The sequence below is a fragment of the Nitratireductor luteus genome, assembly GCF_026162365.1.
GTDB classification, from domain to species: domain Bacteria; phylum Pseudomonadota; class Alphaproteobacteria; order Rhizobiales; family Rhizobiaceae; genus Chelativorans; species Chelativorans luteus.
In genome coordinates this window covers 21,206-39,367 of sequence record NZ_JAOANW010000019.1, presented here as the reverse complement: position 1 = coordinate 39,367, position 18,162 = coordinate 21,206, and the positions used below count along the sequence as shown (strand labels likewise).

General features: G+C 62.3%; 18 protein-coding genes and 4 pseudogenes. 12 read left to right on the top strand and 10 right to left on the bottom strand.

Going from position 1 to position 18,162, the window contains the following annotated elements:
* Position 1 precedes the first annotated feature (1 nt).
* The 3 genes from N1058_RS21825 to N1058_RS21815 are packed head-to-tail and all read left to right on the top strand — an operon-like array spanning position 2 to position 3,585.
* Positions 2–1,861: a TRAP transporter permease gene (locus tag N1058_RS21825; RefSeq protein ID WP_265519713.1), complete on the top strand. Its 1,860-nt coding sequence runs from the start codon at positions 2–4 to the stop codon at positions 1,859–1,861.
* Positions 1,858–3,204, top strand: a complete 1,347-nt coding sequence (locus N1058_RS21820; protein WP_265519712.1) for an acyclic terpene utilization AtuA family protein — start codon at positions 1,858–1,860, stop codon at positions 3,202–3,204. Before N1058_RS21825 ends, N1058_RS21820 begins: the two co-directional genes overlap by 4 nt.
* Before the next feature lie 57 nt (positions 3,205–3,261).
* Entirely contained in the window at positions 3,262–3,585 is a 324-nt protein-coding gene (locus tag N1058_RS21815; protein ID WP_265519711.1) for an AtuA-related protein, read from the top strand.
* A 76-nt stretch (positions 3,586–3,661) separates the two neighbouring features.
* Here N1058_RS21815 and N1058_RS21810 read toward each other — a convergent pair.
* Positions 3,662–3,838: pseudogene (locus N1058_RS21810) on the bottom strand (invasion associated locus B family protein); the annotation flags it as partial.
* Between the two features lie 406 nt (positions 3,839–4,244).
* Between N1058_RS21810 and phnE the strand changes: the two are divergent.
* Positions 4,245–5,011, top strand: a pseudogene (phnE, locus tag N1058_RS21805) (phosphonate ABC transporter, permease protein PhnE); the annotation flags it as partial.
* Positions 5,012–5,118: 107 nt separating this feature from the next.
* On the opposite strand, the gene N1058_RS21800 reads toward phnE, so the two are convergent.
* Entirely contained in the window at positions 5,119–5,313 is a 195-nt protein-coding gene (locus N1058_RS21800; RefSeq protein WP_265519710.1) for a plasmid-related protein, read from the bottom strand.
* 312 nt (positions 5,314–5,625) lie between these two features.
* Here N1058_RS21800 and N1058_RS21795 point away from each other — a divergent pair, with 312 nt between their 5' ends.
* Both N1058_RS21795 and N1058_RS21790 read left to right on the top strand, forming a co-directional pair.
* On the top strand, positions 5,626–5,967 hold the full coding sequence (locus N1058_RS21795; RefSeq protein ID WP_265519709.1) for a helix-turn-helix domain-containing protein: 342 nt from the start codon (positions 5,626–5,628) through the stop codon (positions 5,965–5,967).
* Entirely contained in the window at positions 5,957–7,240 is a 1,284-nt protein-coding gene (locus N1058_RS21790) for a type II toxin-antitoxin system HipA family toxin (protein ID WP_265519708.1), read from the top strand. The genes N1058_RS21795 and N1058_RS21790 overlap by 11 nt, the downstream gene beginning before the upstream one ends.
* 561 nt (positions 7,241–7,801) lie before the next feature.
* Here N1058_RS21790 and N1058_RS21785 read toward each other — a convergent pair.
* The 4 genes and pseudogenes from N1058_RS21785 to N1058_RS21770 form a co-directional block, all read right to left on the bottom strand.
* Positions 7,802–8,153 (bottom strand): annotated as a pseudogene (locus N1058_RS21785) (ethanolamine utilization protein).
* 126 nt (positions 8,154–8,279) lie between these two features.
* Positions 8,280–9,114: pseudogene (locus N1058_RS21780) on the bottom strand (alpha/beta fold hydrolase).
* 58 nt (positions 9,115–9,172) lie between these two features.
* A complete protein-coding gene (locus N1058_RS21775; RefSeq protein WP_265519707.1) occupies positions 9,173–10,936 on the bottom strand; it encodes a monovalent cation:proton antiporter-2 (CPA2) family protein in 1,764 nt (587 codons plus the stop codon).
* Positions 10,937–11,052: 116 nt separating this feature from the next.
* Positions 11,053–11,706 carry a hydrolase gene (locus tag N1058_RS21770; protein ID WP_265519706.1) on the bottom strand — a complete coding sequence of 218 codons (654 nt, stop codon included), beginning with the start codon at positions 11,704–11,706 and terminating at the stop codon, positions 11,053–11,055.
* Between the two features lie 145 nt (positions 11,707–11,851).
* On the opposite strand from N1058_RS21770, the gene N1058_RS21765 reads away from it, so the two are divergent.
* The 4 genes from N1058_RS21765 (at position 11,852) to N1058_RS21750 (ending at position 15,564) form a co-directional block, all read left to right on the top strand.
* Positions 11,852–12,745 (top strand): LysR family transcriptional regulator, encoded by an 894-nt coding sequence (locus N1058_RS21765; RefSeq protein ID WP_265519758.1) that lies wholly within the window; start codon positions 11,852–11,854, stop codon positions 12,743–12,745.
* Positions 12,746–12,920: 175 nt separating this feature from the next.
* Positions 12,921–13,856, top strand: a complete 936-nt coding sequence (locus tag N1058_RS21760) for a pirin family protein (RefSeq protein ID WP_265519705.1) — start codon at positions 12,921–12,923, stop codon at positions 13,854–13,856.
* A 93-nt stretch (positions 13,857–13,949) separates the two neighbouring features.
* Positions 13,950–15,203, top strand: coding sequence for a DUF5996 family protein (locus tag N1058_RS21755; protein ID WP_265519704.1), 1,254 nt, complete (start codon positions 13,950–13,952; stop codon positions 15,201–15,203).
* Between the two features lie 70 nt (positions 15,204–15,273).
* The gene (locus N1058_RS21750; protein WP_265519703.1) at positions 15,274–15,564 is read left to right on the top strand and encodes a hypothetical protein; all 291 of its coding nucleotides are present in this window, start codon (positions 15,274–15,276) and stop codon (positions 15,562–15,564) included.
* A gap of 4 nt (positions 15,565–15,568) precedes the next feature.
* Here N1058_RS21750 and N1058_RS21745 read toward each other — a convergent pair whose 3' ends face one another.
* The 4 genes from N1058_RS21745 to N1058_RS21730 form a co-directional block, all read right to left on the bottom strand.
* A complete protein-coding gene (locus tag N1058_RS21745) occupies positions 15,569–15,703 on the bottom strand; it encodes a hypothetical protein (protein WP_265519702.1) in 135 nt (44 codons plus the stop codon).
* A gap of 78 nt (positions 15,704–15,781) precedes the next feature.
* A complete protein-coding gene (locus tag N1058_RS24180) occupies positions 15,782–16,156 on the bottom strand; it encodes a DUF3991 domain-containing protein (protein ID WP_338040719.1) in 375 nt (124 codons plus the stop codon).
* A gap of 373 nt (positions 16,157–16,529) precedes the next feature.
* Complete coding sequence (locus N1058_RS21735) at positions 16,530–16,835, bottom strand: hypothetical protein (RefSeq protein ID WP_265519701.1); 306 nt, start codon at positions 16,833–16,835, stop codon at positions 16,530–16,532.
* 50 nt (positions 16,836–16,885) lie between these two features.
* On the bottom strand, positions 16,886–17,299 hold the full coding sequence (locus N1058_RS21730) for a MerR family transcriptional regulator (RefSeq protein WP_265519700.1): 414 nt from the start codon (positions 17,297–17,299) through the stop codon (positions 16,886–16,888).
* 74 nt (positions 17,300–17,373) lie between these two features.
* Between N1058_RS21730 and N1058_RS21725 the strand changes: the two genes are divergently transcribed.
* Together N1058_RS21725 and N1058_RS21720 are read left to right on the top strand one after the other, a co-directional pair.
* Positions 17,374–17,772: a mercuric transporter MerT family protein gene (locus tag N1058_RS21725; RefSeq protein WP_265519699.1), complete on the top strand. Its 399-nt coding sequence runs from the start codon at positions 17,374–17,376 to the stop codon at positions 17,770–17,772.
* A gap of 15 nt (positions 17,773–17,787) precedes the next feature.
* Positions 17,788–18,126, top strand: coding sequence for a heavy-metal-associated domain-containing protein (locus tag N1058_RS21720; protein ID WP_265519698.1), 339 nt, complete (start codon positions 17,788–17,790; stop codon positions 18,124–18,126).
* The last annotated feature ends 36 nt before the right edge of the window (positions 18,127–18,162 follow it).

Here is an 18,162-nt window from a genome sequence, read left to right as displayed (position 1 = left end):
CATGTCCCTGGAGCGCGTCCAGAGTGCACTGGCGATCGTCGTCGGGGCCTTCGTTTTCTACACTGCGGCCATGGGCCCCTTCGAGGGGTTGATCCAGCGTGCGATCTTTCTCGCGCTGGTGACCGCATTGGGGTTCGCGCTCTATCCGCTGGGCGCCGGGAAACCCTGGCGTCCGCTCGGACTTGTCATTGACCTTGCGCTCTACGCGGTGACGCTGGCGGCCTGCGGCTATGTGGTTTGGAACTACGACGAGATCATGACCTCGTTGCCCTGGGCCACGACGCTCGACAAGGCACTGACCGCGGGACTGGTGCTGGCGGTGCTCGAACTCGGGCGACGCACCGTGGGCGTGATCTTTCCGGCGCTGGTGGTGCTGGGGTTGTGCTATGCGCTCTTCGGCAACCTGCTGCCCGGCGCGTTGGGGCATCGAGGTTTTGACAGCGCCTTCGTGACCGAAACGATCTTTCTGGGTGATCTCGGCATCTGGGGCATGCTGACCGGCATTGCCGCCACGGTGATTGCGGCCTTCGTGCTGTTCGGCGCGCTGCTTTTGCATTCGGGCGGCGGCCAGGCTTTTATGGACCTCGCCATGCGGCTTGGCGGACGCCAGCCTGGCGGCGCGGCAAAGATCGCCACCATTGCCAGCGGGCTGTTCGGGATGATCTCCGGCTCGGCCGTCGCCAACGTCGCGACGACCGGCAATTTCACCATCCCGATGATGATCCGCCTCGGCTATCCGCGCCCCTTTGCGGCAGCCGTCGAGGCCGTGGCTTCGACCGGCGGACAGATCGCGCCACCGATCATGGGGGCCGCTGCCTTCGTCATGGCCGAGATCCTGGGTGTGCCGTACCTGACCATCATCACCGGCGCGGTGCTGCCCGCGATTCTGTTCTACGTCTCGGTCTTCGTCACTGTGCATTTCGTCGCCCTGCGCAGGGGTCTTGCCATCGTGCCGGAGGAGGAGCTGCCCGCCTGGGGCACCATCGCAGCACCCCGCCGGGTGCTGCCGATCCTTGCTGCACTCGGCGGCCTGGGCATCGGCATCTGGCTGGGCCGCTCGATCGCCACTTCTGCCTTCTACGGCATCGTCGGACTGCTCATCGCCTTCGTCGTCACGCAGGCCGGGCAGATCTCGCCCTTCGAGATGGTCAAGCGCTTCCTCGATGGACTCAAGGATGCGGGCAAGGGCATGGTCATCATCGGTGTGCTGCTCGCGGGCGCACAGATTCTCGTCTCCATGATCAATCTGACTGGCATTGGGGTCACTCTGTCCTCGCTGATCGTGACACTTGCCGGCGATTCGATCGTGCTGGTGGCGCTGATCGTCGGAGCCGTCTGCCTCATTATGGGGATGGGCCTGCCGACGACTGCAGCCTATGTGCTGGTCGCCGCGGTTCTGGCGCCGGCGATGACTGCCGTCGGGGTCGATCCGCTGGCAGCGCATCTGTTCGTCTTCTACTTTGCGACGATCTCGGTCATCACCCCACCGGTCTGTGTCGCGGTTTTCGTCGGCTCAGGCATCGCCAACACCAACTGGCTCCCGGCCGCGGGTGAGGCGGTGCGGCTGGGTGCCGTGACGTATCTCGTGCCCTTCCTGCTGCTCATCTATCCGGGTATGACCTTGCGCGGCAGTGGCCTGGACATCGTCGAGGCCGTCGCCGCGGGCTTTGCCCTGGTGCTTGCCGTGCCGGCGCTTCTGTCCGGCGCGCAGCTTATCGGGCGGCGGCTGATTGACACAATCCTTCTGCTCGCGGTCATCGCCCTGGCGATCTGGCCGCATCCCATCACTCCCTTTGTGGCACTAGGGGTCTTTCTCGGCGCCCGTGCCATGGGCCGCGCCCAGAGGAAGGCACTGGCATGAGCATCGTGCGGATTGGCGCGGGGGCAGGATTCCAGGGCGATCGGATCGCTCCGGCAGTCGAGCTGGCAGAGCGGGGTGAACTCGACTTTCTGGTCTTCGAATGCCTCGCCGAACGAACCATTGCGCTGGCCCAGCAGGCGCGGTTGGCCGACCCAACGGCTGGCTATGACCCCTTGCTGGACCGGCGGATGCGGGCAGTGCTGCCGGCCTGTGCAAGAAACGGCACGCGCATCGTTACCAACATGGGGGCTGCCAATCCCCGCACCGCCGCCGAGCGCACCTGCGCCATCGCGCGTGAACTGGGATTGTCGCTGCGCGTGGCTGCGGTCACGGGGGACGATGTGCTGGACCGTATCCAAAACTATATTCTGGATGAGACCGGTGCACCCGCCAGCGCGCTTGGCCAGCGGCTGGTCTCAGCCAACGCCTATGTCGGCGTTTCAGGTATCGTCGATGCATTGGACGCGGGCGCCGACGTGGTGATCTGCGGGCGCGCCTCGGACCCCGCGCTGTTCCTCGCGCCTCTTGTCCACCGCTTCGGCTGGGCAATGGATGACTGGGTGCGGTTGGGACGCGGAACGCTGGTCGGCCACCTGCTGGAGTGTGCCGCACAGGTGACAGGCGGATATTTCGCGGATCCCGGGGTCAAGGACGTGCCCGACCTTGCCCGTATCGGCTTTCCACTCGCGGAAGTCTCCGAGGGCGGCAACGCCACCATCACCAAGCTGCCAGGCACGGGCGGTATGGTCACCCGCGCCACTTGTACCGAGCAGTTGCTCTACGAAATCCATGATCCCGCCCGCTACTTGCAGCCCGATGTCATCGCCGATTTCTCGGGCGTTTCGCTTGAGGAGATTGGCCCCGACCGGGTTGCCGTCTCGGGCGCTTCCGGGATGGCAGCAACCGGACAGCTCAAGGTTTCGGTCGGGTATCGCGACGGCTGGCGCGGCGAGGGGCAGATTTCCTACGCAGGCGTCAATTGCGTGGAGCGGGGGCGGCTCGGGCTCGCATTGCTGCGCGAGCGTCTTGCCGATTGCGCTGCAGTGATCAGCGAGGATCGCGCCGACTTGATCGGTCTGGATTCGATCCTGCCGCAACGTCGTGCGGGAACCTGGGAACCGCCCGAGGTCCGCCTGCGCTATGCCGCGCGCTGCGCGGACGAGGCAACGGCTCAACGCGTGGGCGAGGAAGTCGAGAGCCTTTACCTTTGCGGTCCTGCCGGTGGTGGCGGGGTGACTCGCTCTGTGCGTGAAATCCTGGCTATCGCTTCGACCCTGATGCCCGCCGCGGAGGTGGCGGTGCGTGCTGAGGCTCTCAAGGAGGCCACTGCATATCTGCGCTGAACTTATACGGGCCGGTTCCTACGGCCCGCTATTCACGGTCAAGGCGAGGATTGTCCCATGAAGCTGCACGAAATCGCCCATGCCCGCACTGGCGACAAGGGCGACATCTCGAATATCTCGGTTATCGCCTATCGTCCAGAGGATTGGCCGCTGATCGAGCGTGAGGTGACGGCGGAGCGCGTTGTCGCACATGTCGGGCATGTGGATGCCTGCGAGGTCACACGCTACGCGCTGCCGCAACTGCAGGCGTTGAACTTCGTGCTGAAAGGCAACCTTCGGGGTGGCGTCACGCGGTCGCTCGCGCTCGACGGGCACGGCAAGTGCATCGGCTCGGTCGTTTTGGAGATGGAGATCGCCGGTCAGTCCCGCGGAGAGGAATGATGCTGACGTCTGCCACCGGCGTCGCATCGGCGGTGGGGATGTTCGGCGTCGTAGTGTTCATGGCAATCTTTTCTCCTTATTGCGTCAGCGCCACTACGCGGTCATAGGCGCTGGAAAAACCGGTAAGCGAGATGGAGAGCACCAGCTCCTGCCCGCCATCAGCGGTGGCCTTGACCTTTAGAACGTCGTCGACTTTGAGACTTGCCACGGTGCGGGCGTCGAAAGCGATGTCGACCAGGCAACCGGCGGGAAGACAGGTGCGAAAATGCTGCGGCGCACCGGTCTCGCCCTCGTCGAGTTGATAGGTGACCCCGAAGCAAGAGCGAGACCAAAGGGAAGCACGAGCGTGCCCTCCACGCCGTCCCCCTCAGGGTGCAATTCGATGGCGAGCTCGCGTTGGCGTGTCTGGTTGTGCAGTTGCGTCTGGGACAGAGCGCAACGCTTGACCGGTCCGGCCTCCCCCTGCATGCCGATCGCACAAGTGACGGTCCAGGCGCCGTGGGTTTCGTTCAGGGCGCGGGCGCGGCGGGGCAAGCTGCCGCCATTTACGACGAGTAGGACTGGCACGCCATGCGCAAGGAGAAGGAAGACGAAGCGCGCGACGAGGAAGAGGCAGCCGCCTTCGAGCAGGCCCGCGAAGAGCGCATGGCGGGCCTCGTATGACAGGGGTCGCCGCTGCGCAGCGCCAATGGCGGCGCCCGCCGCTCTTCATCCAGAGCCGCTTCTGGCGCTGGGTCGTCTATGATGAGGCGCTGATCTATTTCGTCGCCGAGTTCGGCACGCTGGAGATCAATTGGCAGCGGGTCTATGAAGGCCTGGATCGCGGCGCGCGCTTTGCACAGGGTTTTCTGCTTCCCGATTTCATCACACGCGCCAAGGACATCTGGCGCGGCATGGTCGAGAGCTTGACCATGACCGTCTGCTCGACCATCGTCGGCGTGCTGATCTCCATACCCATCGGCCTTGGCGCCGCACGCAACCTGGCACCGGCACCGATCTATCTTTTCTGCCGATCCATCATCGCCGTCTCGCGCGCGTTTCAGGAGATCGTCATTGCGATTCTGTTCGTCGCGATGTTCGGCTTCGGTCCCTTCGCCGGCTTTCTCACCCTCTCCTTCGCCACCATCGGCTTCCTCGCCAAGCTGCTTGCAGACGACATCGAGGAGATAGACGAGAGCCAGGCCGAGGCGACGCGCGCCACCGGTGCGAGTTGGTGGCAGGTCGTGAACTACGGCATCCAGCCTCAGGTCATGCCCCGCCTGATCGGCCTGTCGCTGTACAGGCTCGACATCAATTTCCGCGAGCCCTCCGTCATCGGTATCGTCGGAGCCGGCGGGATCGGCGCCACGCTCAACACTGCATGCAGCGCTATGATTACGATACGGCTGGAGCGATCCTGATCCTCATCATGCTGGCCGAGTATGGGTGCAGTGATGCCAATCAGCTCAACCGCCTCCGGACAGGCATGGAAGAAGCGCACGACGACTGGCGAGTGGGCCGTCTGGCTCGGCTGGTTCGCGATGGCCCAACCCGTCAATCGCCTGGTACAGGCCTAACACGGGCACTGCGCTTCAGCGACTGCGTTTTTTCCATTCGCTGCCGAACATACTCACGCATGAATTCCCGGATAACCTGCGCGGCGGGCTTGTCCTCCGCCTTGCAAACTTCCTGAAATTGCTCACGCAGCTCACGCTGCACCCTGATGCGTAAACCGACATCTTTTTCCATCGCAGCAGTGTATCCAACGGATACACATTTGTGTAGTCTTTTGGTTGAATCTCGTCGATTTTCTCGTCTGCCCCGCTTCGCTGGTGGGTTCCTGATCCCTTCAATTCTCGCTTGCTTTGTGATCTCACGGTAACGAACACGCATATTCTCAAAGAGATACATGGCGCGCGCCCAACAAGAGCGGGAACTTCATGCTATAAACAGCATATTACGTGGCTTACGATGCCTTACAAGGCAGATTCGTTGACGACTGCCTCAATGCGCCGTATGCTTTATATAGCAGTTTAAGGACAACAAAAGGCTTTATAAAGCATGCCGAGAAAGAACCTACTTCTGGATGCTCCCCCCTACGAGGTCGAACAGGCGATCAAACGCCTGGGCAAAAACCTTCGTACGGCGAGGCTCCGCCGCAACATGACAATCGAGCAGGCCGCCGAGAAGATCGGCACTGGCCCGCGCGCCGTTATGGATGCGGAAAAGGGGAAACTGGCCACCGGCATGGCGGTCTATACCGCCTTGCTCTGGGCCTATGACTTGCTGCGCCCGTTCCACGAGCTTGCCGATCCGCAGACCGACAGCGAAGGACTCGCGCTCGACCGGCTGGCAGGCCGCGAACGCGCCCGCACAGGCAAGGGGCTGGACAATGACTTCTAAGGCCGGGGCAACCGAATGTTTTGTCTACATCATGCTGCCCGGCACGCATACATTCGTGACGGCAGGCCGCTTCGTCCTCGAACCGGACCGGGCAGGCGTTCCCGTCGGCCGCTTCGTCTATGGCAAAAGCTACCTGGACAATCCGGATGCTGTTCCGATTGACCCGATAGAACTCAAGCTTGCAGGCACGACCTATCAGACCGCAGCCCTGAAAGGCGTGTTTGGCGCGCTGCGCGATGCCGGACCGGACTATTGGGGGCGCTGCGTCATCGAAAAACACGCGGGCCTGCCACAACTCGGCGAGATCGACTATTTGCTCTACGCGCCGGACGACCGCGCGGGCGCGCTCGGGTTCGGCCTCGGCCCGAAGCCGCCAGCGCCGCAGAGAAAATTCAACAAGACACTTGATCTGGAAAAACTGATCGGGCTGGCCGACGCGATCATCGCCAATGAGGACGTGCCGGACGGCCCGGAAGCCGGACAGGTCGAAGACCTTATGCTCGTCGGCACCTCGATGGGCGGCGCCCGCCCCAAGGCGGTGGTCGAAGACGATGACGGTCTCTGGATCGCAAAATTCAACCGGCCTGACGACAGATGGAATTATGCGCGCGTCGAGCATGCAATGCTGGAACTTGCGCGGGCATGTGATGTTCAAACAGCACAAAGCCGCATCGTCACCGTGGGAGACCGTGACGTTCTGCTGGTCAAGCGCTTCGACCGGGAACGCACGGACGAGGGCTACCGCCGCGCCCGCATGATGAGCGGCCTGACGATCCTGCGCACCGAGGATACGCACCAGCACCGTGATCGCTGGTCCTATGTGCTGTTGGCAGAAGAACTCCGCCGCATCAGCGCACAGCCGAAAGCCGATGCTGCCGAACTGTTCAAACGGATGGTTTTCAACGCGCTGATCTCGAACACCGACGACCACCCGCGCAACCATGCCGCCATCGCGCAGGACAAAGACTGGAAGCTTTCACCGGCTTACGACCTGACACCTTCGATGCCGGTCAGCCAGGAACGCCGCGACCTTGCCATGATCTGCGGTGACATGGGACGTTATGCAAACGCAGATAACATGCTTTCGCAATGTGCCCGCTTTCACCTCAAGCCCGAAGAAGCCACAGCGATCATCGACTCGATGGAAAAACAGGTCAAAGCGAACTGGTACGAAACCGCCCGCCGCGAAGGCATCTCCGAACAGGACTGCGAGGCCATCAGCACGGCCTTCGCCTATCCAGGTTTCCGGGTCAAGCTCCAAGAAAACCCATAGGTCAACTATGTTCGACGACAAAATCCCGCCGACCTTCCTGCAGTACGCAACCAAAATTTCTCGGCGACATAAATCGCGGACTAAGTGGGCGCGTCGTCATCGACGAAACGTCAGCTTACGCCGTTGAGTATGATGTGCAATTGCCGCATCCGCTATACCCGTATGATGCACCAAGCAAACGACAGGTGCTGTTCGACAATCTGATGGAATTCTCGGGTCCACAGCAGTACCGGATCATCATGGAGCATTGCGATCATAGCTTCTTCGCCCCTGGAAGAAGCGAGAAGAGCCGACCTGATGTGGTGGACGGCCTCCGCTCCCAGCATCAGGTCAATGCGCCTGATTTTATAGAGGGACGTCCAAGCTGCGCCAGGAGTAACCATCGGAACCGGTGTGATTCAAAAGACCGAAATGGGGCTGCTAGGAGGCTGACGGCTTGTGGACGACAAGCTACCTGAGCGGACATTCAAACTGACAAATATCGACGGTAGCTTTCGGCCGATAAAAAGCCATCCCGACGCTGTTGGAACCATGAGGTGCCCCCGCCGCGTCCTGGTGCGATCAAGCGTCCGGCTGTTGCCAATGAGGGTGGATGACGTAAGCCGTCACGACCCATCCTCGTGGGAACGGATCGTCACCTTATCGCCCTTCTGCATGGCGATGATCTCCCCGGGACCTGCCGTCTCACCGATCCGTGTTCGTCAGAGACAGTGATCTTTCCTTCCAGGATCACCATCGTGTCGTGCACGGCCATAGTCTCCTCCAAGGTTTGGGTCGGACCGTAGCGCCCGAAACCGAACGTCACCGGCCCGCCGTGACGCTGGTCGAAGACGTTGCCGGCGAAGATGTCGCCATCCTGCCCTGGCGAGCGTTCCAGCGGTGCATCGGCAATGGCAACCCCCGGCCCTGAGATTGCAGCTTATCCCCGGGGCAAGGTTTCTGAGACGCTGCGAGATGCAGGACGCGTTCGGGTTCGCGGGCTCGTGATGGCGCGAGTTGAACTGTGGGACAGAGCCTGGCGCCCGGTCCCGCAGGCACCTCAGTTGGTGACAAACTTTAAAAGGTCGGCGTTCAGCACATCAGCGTTCACTGTCAGCATCCCGTGCGAGAAACCGGGATAGGTCTTCCGCATGCCGTTCGGCAGCAGCTTGACCGCCTTCAAAGCCGAGGCGGCGATCGGGACGACCTGGTCATCCTCACCGTGCAGCACCAACGTCGGCACGGTGATCGCCTTGAGGTCCTCGGTCTGGTCCGTTTCCGAGAAGGCCTTGATCCGTCGTAATGCGCCTTGGCGCTACCGATCATGCCCTGCCGCCACCAGTTCTGGATCACGCCTTCATAGACCGCCGCGCCCTCACGGTTGAAGCCGTAGAACGGGCCCGACGGGACGTCGCGGAAGAACTGTGCACGGTTGCTGGCCAGCGCTGTCCGAAAGCCGTCGAAAACCTCCATTGGTGTACCCTCGCGGTTGTCCTCGGTCCGCAGCATCAGCGGCGGAATGGCGGCGACGAGGACGGCTTTGGTCACCCGGCCCGCAGGTTCGCCATGTCGCGCCACATACCGCGCAACTTCGCCGCCACCGGTGGAATGGCCGATGTGAACCGCATTCTTCAGGTCCAGCGCCTTGGCGACGGCAAACGCGTCGGCCGCGTAATGGTCAATGTCGTGACCCCCGGCGACCTGCTCCGAGCGTCCGTGGCCGCGCCGGTCATGCGCGACGACACGATAGCCCTTCGACAGGAAGAAAAGCATCTGCGCGTCCCAGTCATCGGAACTGAGCGGCCAGCCATGGTGAAAAACAATTGGCTGAGCGTCCTTGGGACCCAGTCCTTGTAGAAAATCTGTACATCGTCGTCGGTGGTGACAAAGCCCATAGTATGTTCTCCTTCTTGGACATCGTGGACGCTCCAGCGGCCCTTTTTGGATGCTTGCCTATTTCAGCGCCGTTGTTCCGATCAGCGGCTCCGGGATGGGCTGGGTGAACAGCCGGTCCCGCCCCGACATGACACCGCCCTGCACCTGCTCGGAAAGGCGTTCGGTATCGCGCTGACGGATGTCTTCGGTTGCCTCCTCGACATCGACCTCGGCGAAACCCAACGCACGAAGCCCTTCCGCCCCCATCCGGTAAGCGGATTCGACCGTCTCGCGGATCTGATAGTCGACACCCGAACGGATCAGCTCCACGGCATGTCCGCGATCGTAGCTTCGCACCAGCAGTCTGGCCTGCGGAAACTCGTGCTGCGCCAGTTCCACGATGTGCATCGCGACCTTCGGGTCGTCGATGCAGACCATGATTGCATCCGCTTCTCCCGCGCCGGAATGGCGCAGGACGCCCAGCCGGACGCCGTCGCCGAAAAAGACTTTGAACCCATATCGGCCTGCATAGCGGATCCGGTCGGGGTCCCGGTCGATGACGGAAAGGTCGACGCCCCTGGACAGCACAAGTTGCGAGGCGATCTGGCCGAAGCGACCGAAGCCGATGAGGAGTACCCGCCCCTTCAGATTGCGCGCGACATCGACGCCGTCCATTGACGCTTCGGCACGCAAGAGCCGGTCGGCCGCCAGCATGAACAGCGGTGTCATCGCCATGGACAGGATGACGACGGTGACGAACAACGCATTTTCCCGCGCATCGATCACGCCGCCCGACGTCGCTGCGGCATAGAGCACGAAGGCGAACTCTCCGCCCTGCAGGAACATGGACGTCCGGTGCACGGCCTGATGGTTGGATCCGCCGAACAGGCGCGCCACCGCAAAGACCACGGTGCCCTTCGCGACCATGAACGCAGCCAGCATGGACAGCAGAAGCCACCATTCGGCCGCGACGACGGAAAGATCAAGTGACATGCCGACGGCGAGGAAGAACAGTCCCATGAGCAGGCCACGAAACGGTTCGATGCCGCTCTCGATCTGGTAGCGGTAACTTGAGCTCGACAGCATCACGCCGGCGAGGAATGCGCCCATGGCCATCGACAGGCCGGCCGCGTCCATCAGGAGCGCCGCGCCGAGGACCACCAGCAACGCGCCGGCCGTCAGCACCTCTCGCGTTCGTGCGCGCGCCAGCAGGGCGAAGAAGGGATTCAGTGCCCAGCGCGACACCCCCAGTAGCGCCACCAGCGCAGCTGCCGCCAGCACGACGTCGGTCCATCCGGCATGCCCGTGCGAGAGTGGCGACAGGAAGGCGACCACCGCCAGCAATGGCACGATCATCAAATCCTCGAACAGCAGGATCGCGACCGACTTCTGGCCTTCCGCACTCGAAAGCTCGCCCCGGTCCTGCAGCACCGACGTGATGACGGCGGTCGAGGAAAGAACGAAGCCCGCCCCGGCAATGAAAGCGACCGGAGCGGAAAAGCCGAAGATCGCCGCGCCTGCGAGCGCCAGGGCGACCGTCGCACCGGCCACCTGAACAAAGCCAAGTCCGAAGATCTGGCCACGCATCGCCCATAGTTTTTGAGGGCGCAGTTCCAATCCGATTACGAACAGGAACATCACAACCCCGAGTTCGGAGAAATGAAGAATGGACTGGGCATCGGTGATCAGGCTCAGCATCGATGGCCCGACCACAAGACCGGCGGCGAAATAGCCCAGGACCGATCCAAGCCCGATCCGCCGGAACACTGGCACGGCGACAACCGCCGCCCCCATCAGGACGACCGCAGGTCCGATCACCTGCCCAAGGCTCGCTTCAGCCATCAACACGTCTTTCTGATCTCATGCGCGAGGCATGTCGGACTGTGTCGCAGGATGGGGATGACGAGGCTCGATCAACCTTGGCTTTCGCGATGCATCGCTCGCCATCCCAGCTCAGATCACTCTGCGGCGCGTGGAAGCGGCGTGTTGAGGAGTTGTTGCTCCCACAGGAACGCGATGCCGCTGGCGCCGGCATGCTGCACGAGCAACTCTGCAAGCTCGGTGGCGTGCTCGGTCCGGGCCCAGTCGCGCTGCCATTCGGATGCCACCGACAGCCAGGTCATCATGTTCGCGCCGGCCCCGATCATGCGCTGGATCGCGACCTCGTGGGCCTCAACCGAAGTGCCGCCGGACGCATCGGTGACGACCGTCACGTCCCAGCCTTCGCCGAGTGCCTGGATCGTCGGCATCGCGACGCATACCTCGGTCCAAAGGCCGGCGATGATGAGTTGCTTGCGCCCGGTGGCCTTGACCGCGTCCACAACCTTCTGGTCCTGCCAGGTGTTGATAAACGTCCGGTCGATCACCTCCTGTCCTGAAAACACATCGGTGATCTGCGGAAAGATGAGACCACCGCGATCTGCGATCACGCTCGTCAGGGTTGTGGGGACGCCGAACGCCTTGGCGGCTTTCGCCAGGGCCACCGAGTTGTTGACCACCATGTGGGGATCGTGGCTGTTCAGGTTCGCCAGCTGGTAGGGCTGGTGGTCGATCAGAACGAGGACCGAGTCTTCGGGCCGAAGAAGCGAATCAAGGCCATTGCGAAAGGTCATTACGACTTCCTTTCCTGCTGATGTAAGCGGCATCGGGTTTTTCGGTAGGCGTCCGCCAGCGGCGACGTCGCCTGGCTGTAATTTGCCGTTCCCATTTTTGAGGCCATATTGCGGCTATCTGTGTCGCGAAATGGGGAACGTCAGAATGGACATTGAAGATCTGCAGACATTCGTCGCGGTGGCCGATACCGGGGGTGTCTCGGCCGCCGCGCGCCGGCTCGGAGTCTCCAAATCAATTGTCAGCCGGAGGCTTGTCCGGATTGAAGCGGAACTCGGTGTCCAGCTTCTTGCACGAACGACCCGCGGCGCCGCGCTCACGGAAGCGGGAACCACGTTCAGGGATCATGCGGCCCGGGCCAGCGCCGAGATCGACACTGCCAGGGAAACGATCCTCCCGACCGGCGACCTTCGCGGCCGCCTGCGGATTGCCATGCCGCTTACTTTCGGCCCGACCCACTTCGCCCCGGTGCTCGCGGAAATGGCGCGCCAACACCCGAAGCTCCACATCCATACCTCCTACAGTGATCGTTTCGTCGATCTCATCGCCGAAGGGTTCGATTGCGCGATCCGGGCTGGCTACCTTCAGGACTCCAACCTGATCGCGAAGCGCGTCGGGCCGTTCCATGGCAAGCTTGTCGCAAGCCCGGATTATATCGAAGCGCACGGCTCACCTGAGACGCCAGACAACCTAGTCACCCATCAGGCCCTCATGCAGGGAACGGAAACCTGGCAATTCATGGATGGTCGCAAGGTTGTTACGGTTCAGCCGCAGGGCAGATTCAAGGCCGACAACGCTATGGCACTTGCGGCCGCGGCGGCCGCAGGCCTCGGCATCGCCTGGCTCCCCGATTGCATCATACATGACTATGTGGCCTCCGGCGCGCTCGTTCCGATCATGACACGCTATCCGGTACCGGCAGCAGGTGCGTATGTCGTCCGTCCGCCGGGTCAGTATCCCACGCGGAAAGTGCGCGTGCTCACCGAGATGCTGACTGAGCATTTCAAACGGAACCCGGATCTTTGGGGTTTCGACCGCTAGGACACGAACGGCACGAAGCCTCGTCTAGGACCTTCGCTTGACGGAGGCACTGCTTCGGCGACATGGCCCGCACGTTCCACTTGCTGCGACACAGCTTGACGTATTACGGGGCTAGTTCGGTAGACGGTGGCCTGCCAGTTTAGACAGTCCGAAAGCCCAGGAGAGGATGGCGCGCATGAGTTGGAACCCGGCAATCGAACCCGGCTGTCCCGATGAGGTTGGCATCGACGCGATCGAGACCCTCATCGTTCCGCGAACGCGCGACCTTGGAGGCTTCGAGGTCCGGCGCGCCCTGCCGGCGCCGAAGCGGCAGATGGTGGGTCCTTTCATCTTTTTCGATCAGGCAGGGCCGGCCGAATTGCTGACGGGACAGGGCATCGACGTCCGTCCACACCCTCATGTCGGGCTCGGCACCGTCACTTACCTTTATCGTGGTGACTTTCACCACCGGGACAGCACCGGCGCCGACCAGATAATACGTCCTGGCGCGCTGAATTGGATGGTCGCCGGGCGTGGCGTTACCCACTCTGAGCGCACCACCACGGCCGCCCGAAGCGGGCCAAACAGCCTGTTCGGGATCCAGACATGGCTGGCCCTGCCCGACACCCATGAGGATATGGCGCCCACCTTCGAACATCACGGCAAGGACGTGCTGCCCATGCTCGAGGACCGCGGTGTCTCGGTTCGGCTTATTCTTGGAAACGCCTACGGCAAGGTAGCGCCAGCGACCATGTTCTCGGAGACGTTCTACGCCGATGTTAAGCTCGAACCGGGAAGCCGGCTGCCCATGCCGGACGAGCACGAGGACAGAGGCATCTATATCGTTGAAGGTTCCGTCTCGATCGCCGGACAGACTTTCGAGGCGCCTCAGATGATGGTGTTTCGCCCCGGCGACAGGATCACGGTCGCAGCAGGCGACCAAGGCGCGCGGTTGATGATTCTCGGCGGCGCCACTTTCAGCGGACCGCGTTACATCTGGTGGAACTTTGTCGCCTCGTCTCCGGAGCGCATCGAAGAGGCCAAGGCCGAATGGCGCGCCGAAAATTGGGGCAAGGGGCGCTTCGATTTGCCAATCGACGACCGGGATGAGCACATCCCCCTTCCGGATTGAAAGGTGCTGATGGAGCCCGGACACAACTTAAGCGACCCAAGACCAAATGACCGATGCCCGTACAGAGCAGATGCTGGATGGAGAAAAAGCGAAATGAGCAACAAGTGGCCCCACCTTGACTACCTTAGCTGGCGTGAGACTTGTTCAGCTTTGCATCTCTACCTGCAGATCGCGGGCAAATACCGGCTGGCTCATACACCGTGGCTGAACCATTCGTGGAACGCGACCTTCTATGTCACGCCGAACGGTCTGGCATCGTCGCCGATCCCCGACGGCCCGGGCATCGAGATCCTGTTCGATCTTCGAGGGCACATGGTCGTGGGCACCTGCGGCAACGGGCGCAAGCTGTCGTTCGCACTCGAGCCGATGACCGTCGCGGCGTTCCACGCCAGCTTCGTGCAGTTGATTTCGGAGCTCGGCGGCACGCCGACGTTCAACGGACAACCGAACGAAGTCCCCATCCCAGTACCCTTCGCCGAAGATCACCGCGACCGGCCCTATGACCGCGACGCCATTCATCGCTTCCATCAGGCGTTGATGGCGGCCGACAAGGTCTTCAATCGGTTCCGCACCTCCTTTCTCGGCAAATCCAGTCCCGTTCATCTGTTCTGGGGCAGCTTCGACCTGGCGATTACCCGCTTTTCGGGACGGCGCGCGCCGCTCCACCCCGGCGGTATTCCCGCCTTGCCGGACGACGTGGCGCAGGAGGCTTATGACCGCGAGGTCTCGTCGGCGGGCTTCTGGCCGGGCGGCGGGGGCATCGACTATCCTGCCTTCTACGCCTACGCCTATCCGGCGCCGAACGGTTACCGGGCAGCAATGGTCCGGCCCGATGCCGCGTTCTGGCATGAGGACCTGTCTGAATTCATCCTCCCCTACCATGCCGTGCAGTCGGCGGCCGATCCCGACGAAGCTCTGATGGCTTTCCTCGTCTCGACCTACGAGGCGGCCGCCGCTCTGAGCGGATGGGACCGCGATCTTCTGGAATGTGCGCATGGACAACCACGCAAGGTCCGCCGCCCGGACGCGGCGCTGGCGAAGGATGCGCCTTCGGCCGGCGACGAAAACGTCCAGCGGGAGGATGGAGCATCGAAAGGGCGCTATCGACTGACCATCGATGGTGTCGAAGCAGAGATGACCTATAGCCGAGCCGGTAAGGGGTTGATCATCATCGACCATACCGAAGTTCCGGCGGCCTTGCGTGGCCGCAAGGTTGGTGAGCGACTGGTGAGACAGGCGGTCGAGGATGCCCGCCGCGACGGCGTCGCCATCATGCCGCTCTGTCCATTCGCAAAGGCGCAGATCGGCCGCCATCCGGAATGGCAGGACGTGCTTCGTCGGTCATAGGGCGTGTGGCTGTCTGCCGGAACATCCAACGCCACTGCGGCGACAACTGTGCTCGGCGTTGGTGAGGTTGGTGGCCGCGACCAGCAGGAAGATCCCCAAGTGCATCAACGCGATGATGACGAAAGTCGTCCTTGATCACCGACGTAATCGAAACGAGGGTAGGCTGCACTGCCTCTGCCTGCAAATCGGCGAGGCGTTGCCGCAGATGCGAAAGCCCGCCGCGCTTCGGATCCTCCTTGCCCGCCGACTGGGGGCGAAGGGCAACGGCATCTGCGGACGCCGGCAGGCGGTAGCCGGCTTGCACGATCTATTGACCTTCGACTCAACGCTGGCCGTAATCCGTGCTATTCTTCGCGCCTGAAAATTCAGATGGCCATGCATGCGCATTCCCTGATCGTCGGCGCATTGTTGGCAACGACCACGGCCGCCGCGGAGCCCACGATCTTCCACACGTCGCGATTTCCCGACGCGACGACCGTCAGCCTCAGTCTACTCTCCAACCAGTTCTCGACCCACGTCGGGTATGATTTCGACGTCACCATCGGCCTGGCGGAGCTGGACGGCAGCGGCGTGCTCGCCTATCGCGACCCGTGGCAGTCACCGGGCTCGCGTGCGTTGCGGCACGCCGGCAAGTGTGTATGGCCGGCCCACATGCTGCCCTTCGGGCCTTCGCGCAGGACGTTCGCGGCAATGGCTTTCCGGATGACCCCTTCGGGAACGTGGCGCGTATCGTGCAGATAACGCCATGTTGCAGAGCCAGGCCAGGGTTTACGCCGGACCCGCCAGCGTTCCATGATCGTCAGGTCAGGCGCGCGGTCTCTGGCCTTGCGTGTCCAGACCGGCTCGGACGGCGTAAAGCCGACCAGTTCGGCGACGACATACAGCGCGGCGGCAAAAGGAACGCCGTTGAGGTGTTCCACCAAAGAGAAGTCGTCGCCCTTTGCATCCGACAAGGGATCCAACCGGCCCTTGCCGTCATGGATGATGATGATGATCTCGCTGCGCGGCGATACTTCATCGCCTTGCGGCTGCTCTCCTTGAGATCGAGCGCGAACCCCGCCTGCTCCAGCACGGCGCTGCAGGGGACCTTTCCTCTCAGCTCTTCCAGGTCTGCTTTTTCCATATCTCGCCTGTGCCTTCGCGCGCTCCTCTTAACCGATTCCCGCTCCCGGTCTTTCCGGGACGAGGATCGGCATGCCGCGAAGAGCAAGACGGGCAAGGGCGCGGCGGGCAACCCGGCAGATTTGCGGGGACGGACCGGTGTGTCAGTCGCGGCGAAGCCTCCCTTGCCGGGTGCGGCGCGCAAGCGGCACGCACACCCGCACGTCAACCGCTGCGTCGCTCTTCCTCGGCGACAAGCGCCGTCACCATGTCGATGTCCATTTCCGCCTGCAGAGAGATGCGGGCGATTTCGGCGGCGACCTTGGCCCAGTGATAGAATTCGGCTTTCTCGCCACGAACGCGTGCCCGGGTGGCGCGGCGCTGCGCCTGATAGTAGGCGTTGGCCTCATGTTCCGGGGGGGTATACCGATGAAAACCACGGCCAAGTCTTGCCGCGACCTGGGGCCGGTTCCGGTAGGGGTGAAAGACACCTCTAGGTGTTCTGCCGCTGTCGTTGAATGGGCTACTCAACCGATGATCCCAGCTACGCCGACAGCAACGTAGGGCAGCGGCACTTGCAGTCATGCGGCGAGCGCATCGAGGATCGGGCATTCCGGCACATCTTCGCCCGAGCATTGCGCCATGGTCCGGGCCAAGAGCCGCTCGATGCGCCGGAGGTCGGAGATCTTGGCCCTGATTTCCGCCAGATGCGGTTTTGTCCGTTCCTGGATCTCGGCGCAGGTCTGGCACTTACGATCGACGAGGTCCAGCAAGCCGCGGATACCATCGATGTCAAAGCCAAGTTCCCGGCTGCGCAGGATAAAGCGCAGGCGGCGGACGTCGGTTTCGTCATAGATGCGATAACCGCTGGCGCTGCGCGGCGGGTCGGGCATAAGGCCGATCTTTTCGTAATAGCGGATGGTCTCCAAGTGGCAGCCGGTCGCGCGGGCCAATTGGTGGCGCTGCAGTCCCTTGGAGGAAAATCGAGAATTCATGGCAAAGATACCTCTTGAGCCTGTACCGGCTACAGAGCTTATCTTGATTTCACAAAAAATCGAGGATGGTTGCGATGAACGAAACCGGTAGCGAGACATTGAATTCTTCGGAAGCGGGCGACGGTCCGGTTCGGCGCGAGGGCGGGCTCGCAGCGCTGAGCGTTATCGGCGCCTTCCTGGCATCGGCCTGTTGCGTAGTCCCCCTGCTCCTGGTGATGCTCGGCATCTCCGGCGCATGGATCGGCAACCTGACAATGCTCGAACCCTATAAGCCCTATGTAGTGGCCGCGACACTCGTGCCGCTCGGGCTTGGCTTCTGGCAAGTCTATTTTAAGCCCAAGACCGTTTGCGAACCCGGTTCCTACTGCGCCCGTCCGCGCTCCGCCATCATCACCAAGGCCGCGCTCTGGATCGCGACGGTCATCATCGTGCTCGCCATCACGATCGGCTGGTGGGCACCGCTGTTCTATTAGAATAGGAGAGAACACGTGAAACACTTGCCGAAAGCTATCTTCGCCGCACTTGCTCTCGGGACGAGCGCAATGATTGCGTTGCCGCTCGTCACCTCCGCTTCCGCCCAATCGACGTCAAAAGCAGTTGCCGTGGCAGAAATGACGCAGACCTTCGCCATCGATAACATGACGTGCGCGTCGTGTCCGATCACGGTACGCTTGGCCATGGAAGGTGTTGCGGGAGTGAAATCGGTCAAGGTAGATTTCGAGGCCAAGTCGGCAACGGTTCTCTACGACCCCTCGGCCACGACGGTTGCGGCCATAGCCGCTGCTTCCACCAATGCTGGCTACCCAGCCAAGGCGATCGGGAATTGAACCCGTGCATCACCGGTCCATGCTTGGCTTCGGACT

Excerpts from the sequence above, each read along its gene's own strand:
- N1058_RS21825 (WP_265519713.1), top strand. The coding sequence starts at position 2 with ATGTCCCTGGAGCGCGTCCAGAGTGCACTGGCGATCGTCGTCGGGGCC.
- N1058_RS21820 (WP_265519712.1), top strand. The coding sequence starts at position 1,858 with ATGAGCATCGTGCGGATTGGCGCGGGGGCAGGATTCCAGGGCGATCGG.
- N1058_RS21815 (WP_265519711.1), top strand. The coding sequence starts at position 3,262 with ATGAAGCTGCACGAAATCGCCCATGCCCGCACTGGCGACAAGGGCGAC.
- N1058_RS21800 (WP_265519710.1), bottom strand. The coding sequence starts at position 5,313 with ATGGAAAAAGATGTCGGTTTACGCATCAGGGTGCAGCGTGAGCTGCGT.
- N1058_RS21795 (WP_265519709.1), top strand. The coding sequence starts at position 5,626 with ATGCCGAGAAAGAACCTACTTCTGGATGCTCCCCCCTACGAGGTCGAA.
- N1058_RS21790 (WP_265519708.1), top strand. The coding sequence starts at position 5,957 with ATGACTTCTAAGGCCGGGGCAACCGAATGTTTTGTCTACATCATGCTG.
- N1058_RS21775 (WP_265519707.1), bottom strand. The coding sequence starts at position 10,936 with ATGGCTGAAGCGAGCCTTGGGCAGGTGATCGGACCTGCGGTCGTCCTG.
- N1058_RS21770 (WP_265519706.1), bottom strand. The coding sequence starts at position 11,706 with ATGACCTTTCGCAATGGCCTTGATTCGCTTCTTCGGCCCGAAGACTCG.
- N1058_RS21765 (WP_265519758.1), top strand. The coding sequence starts at position 11,852 with ATGGACATTGAAGATCTGCAGACATTCGTCGCGGTGGCCGATACCGGG.
- N1058_RS21760 (WP_265519705.1), top strand. The coding sequence starts at position 12,921 with ATGAGTTGGAACCCGGCAATCGAACCCGGCTGTCCCGATGAGGTTGGC.
- N1058_RS21755 (WP_265519704.1), top strand. The coding sequence starts at position 13,950 with ATGAGCAACAAGTGGCCCCACCTTGACTACCTTAGCTGGCGTGAGACT.
- N1058_RS21730 (WP_265519700.1), bottom strand. The coding sequence starts at position 17,299 with ATGAATTCTCGATTTTCCTCCAAGGGACTGCAGCGCCACCAATTGGCC.
- N1058_RS21725 (WP_265519699.1), top strand. The coding sequence starts at position 17,374 with ATGAACGAAACCGGTAGCGAGACATTGAATTCTTCGGAAGCGGGCGAC.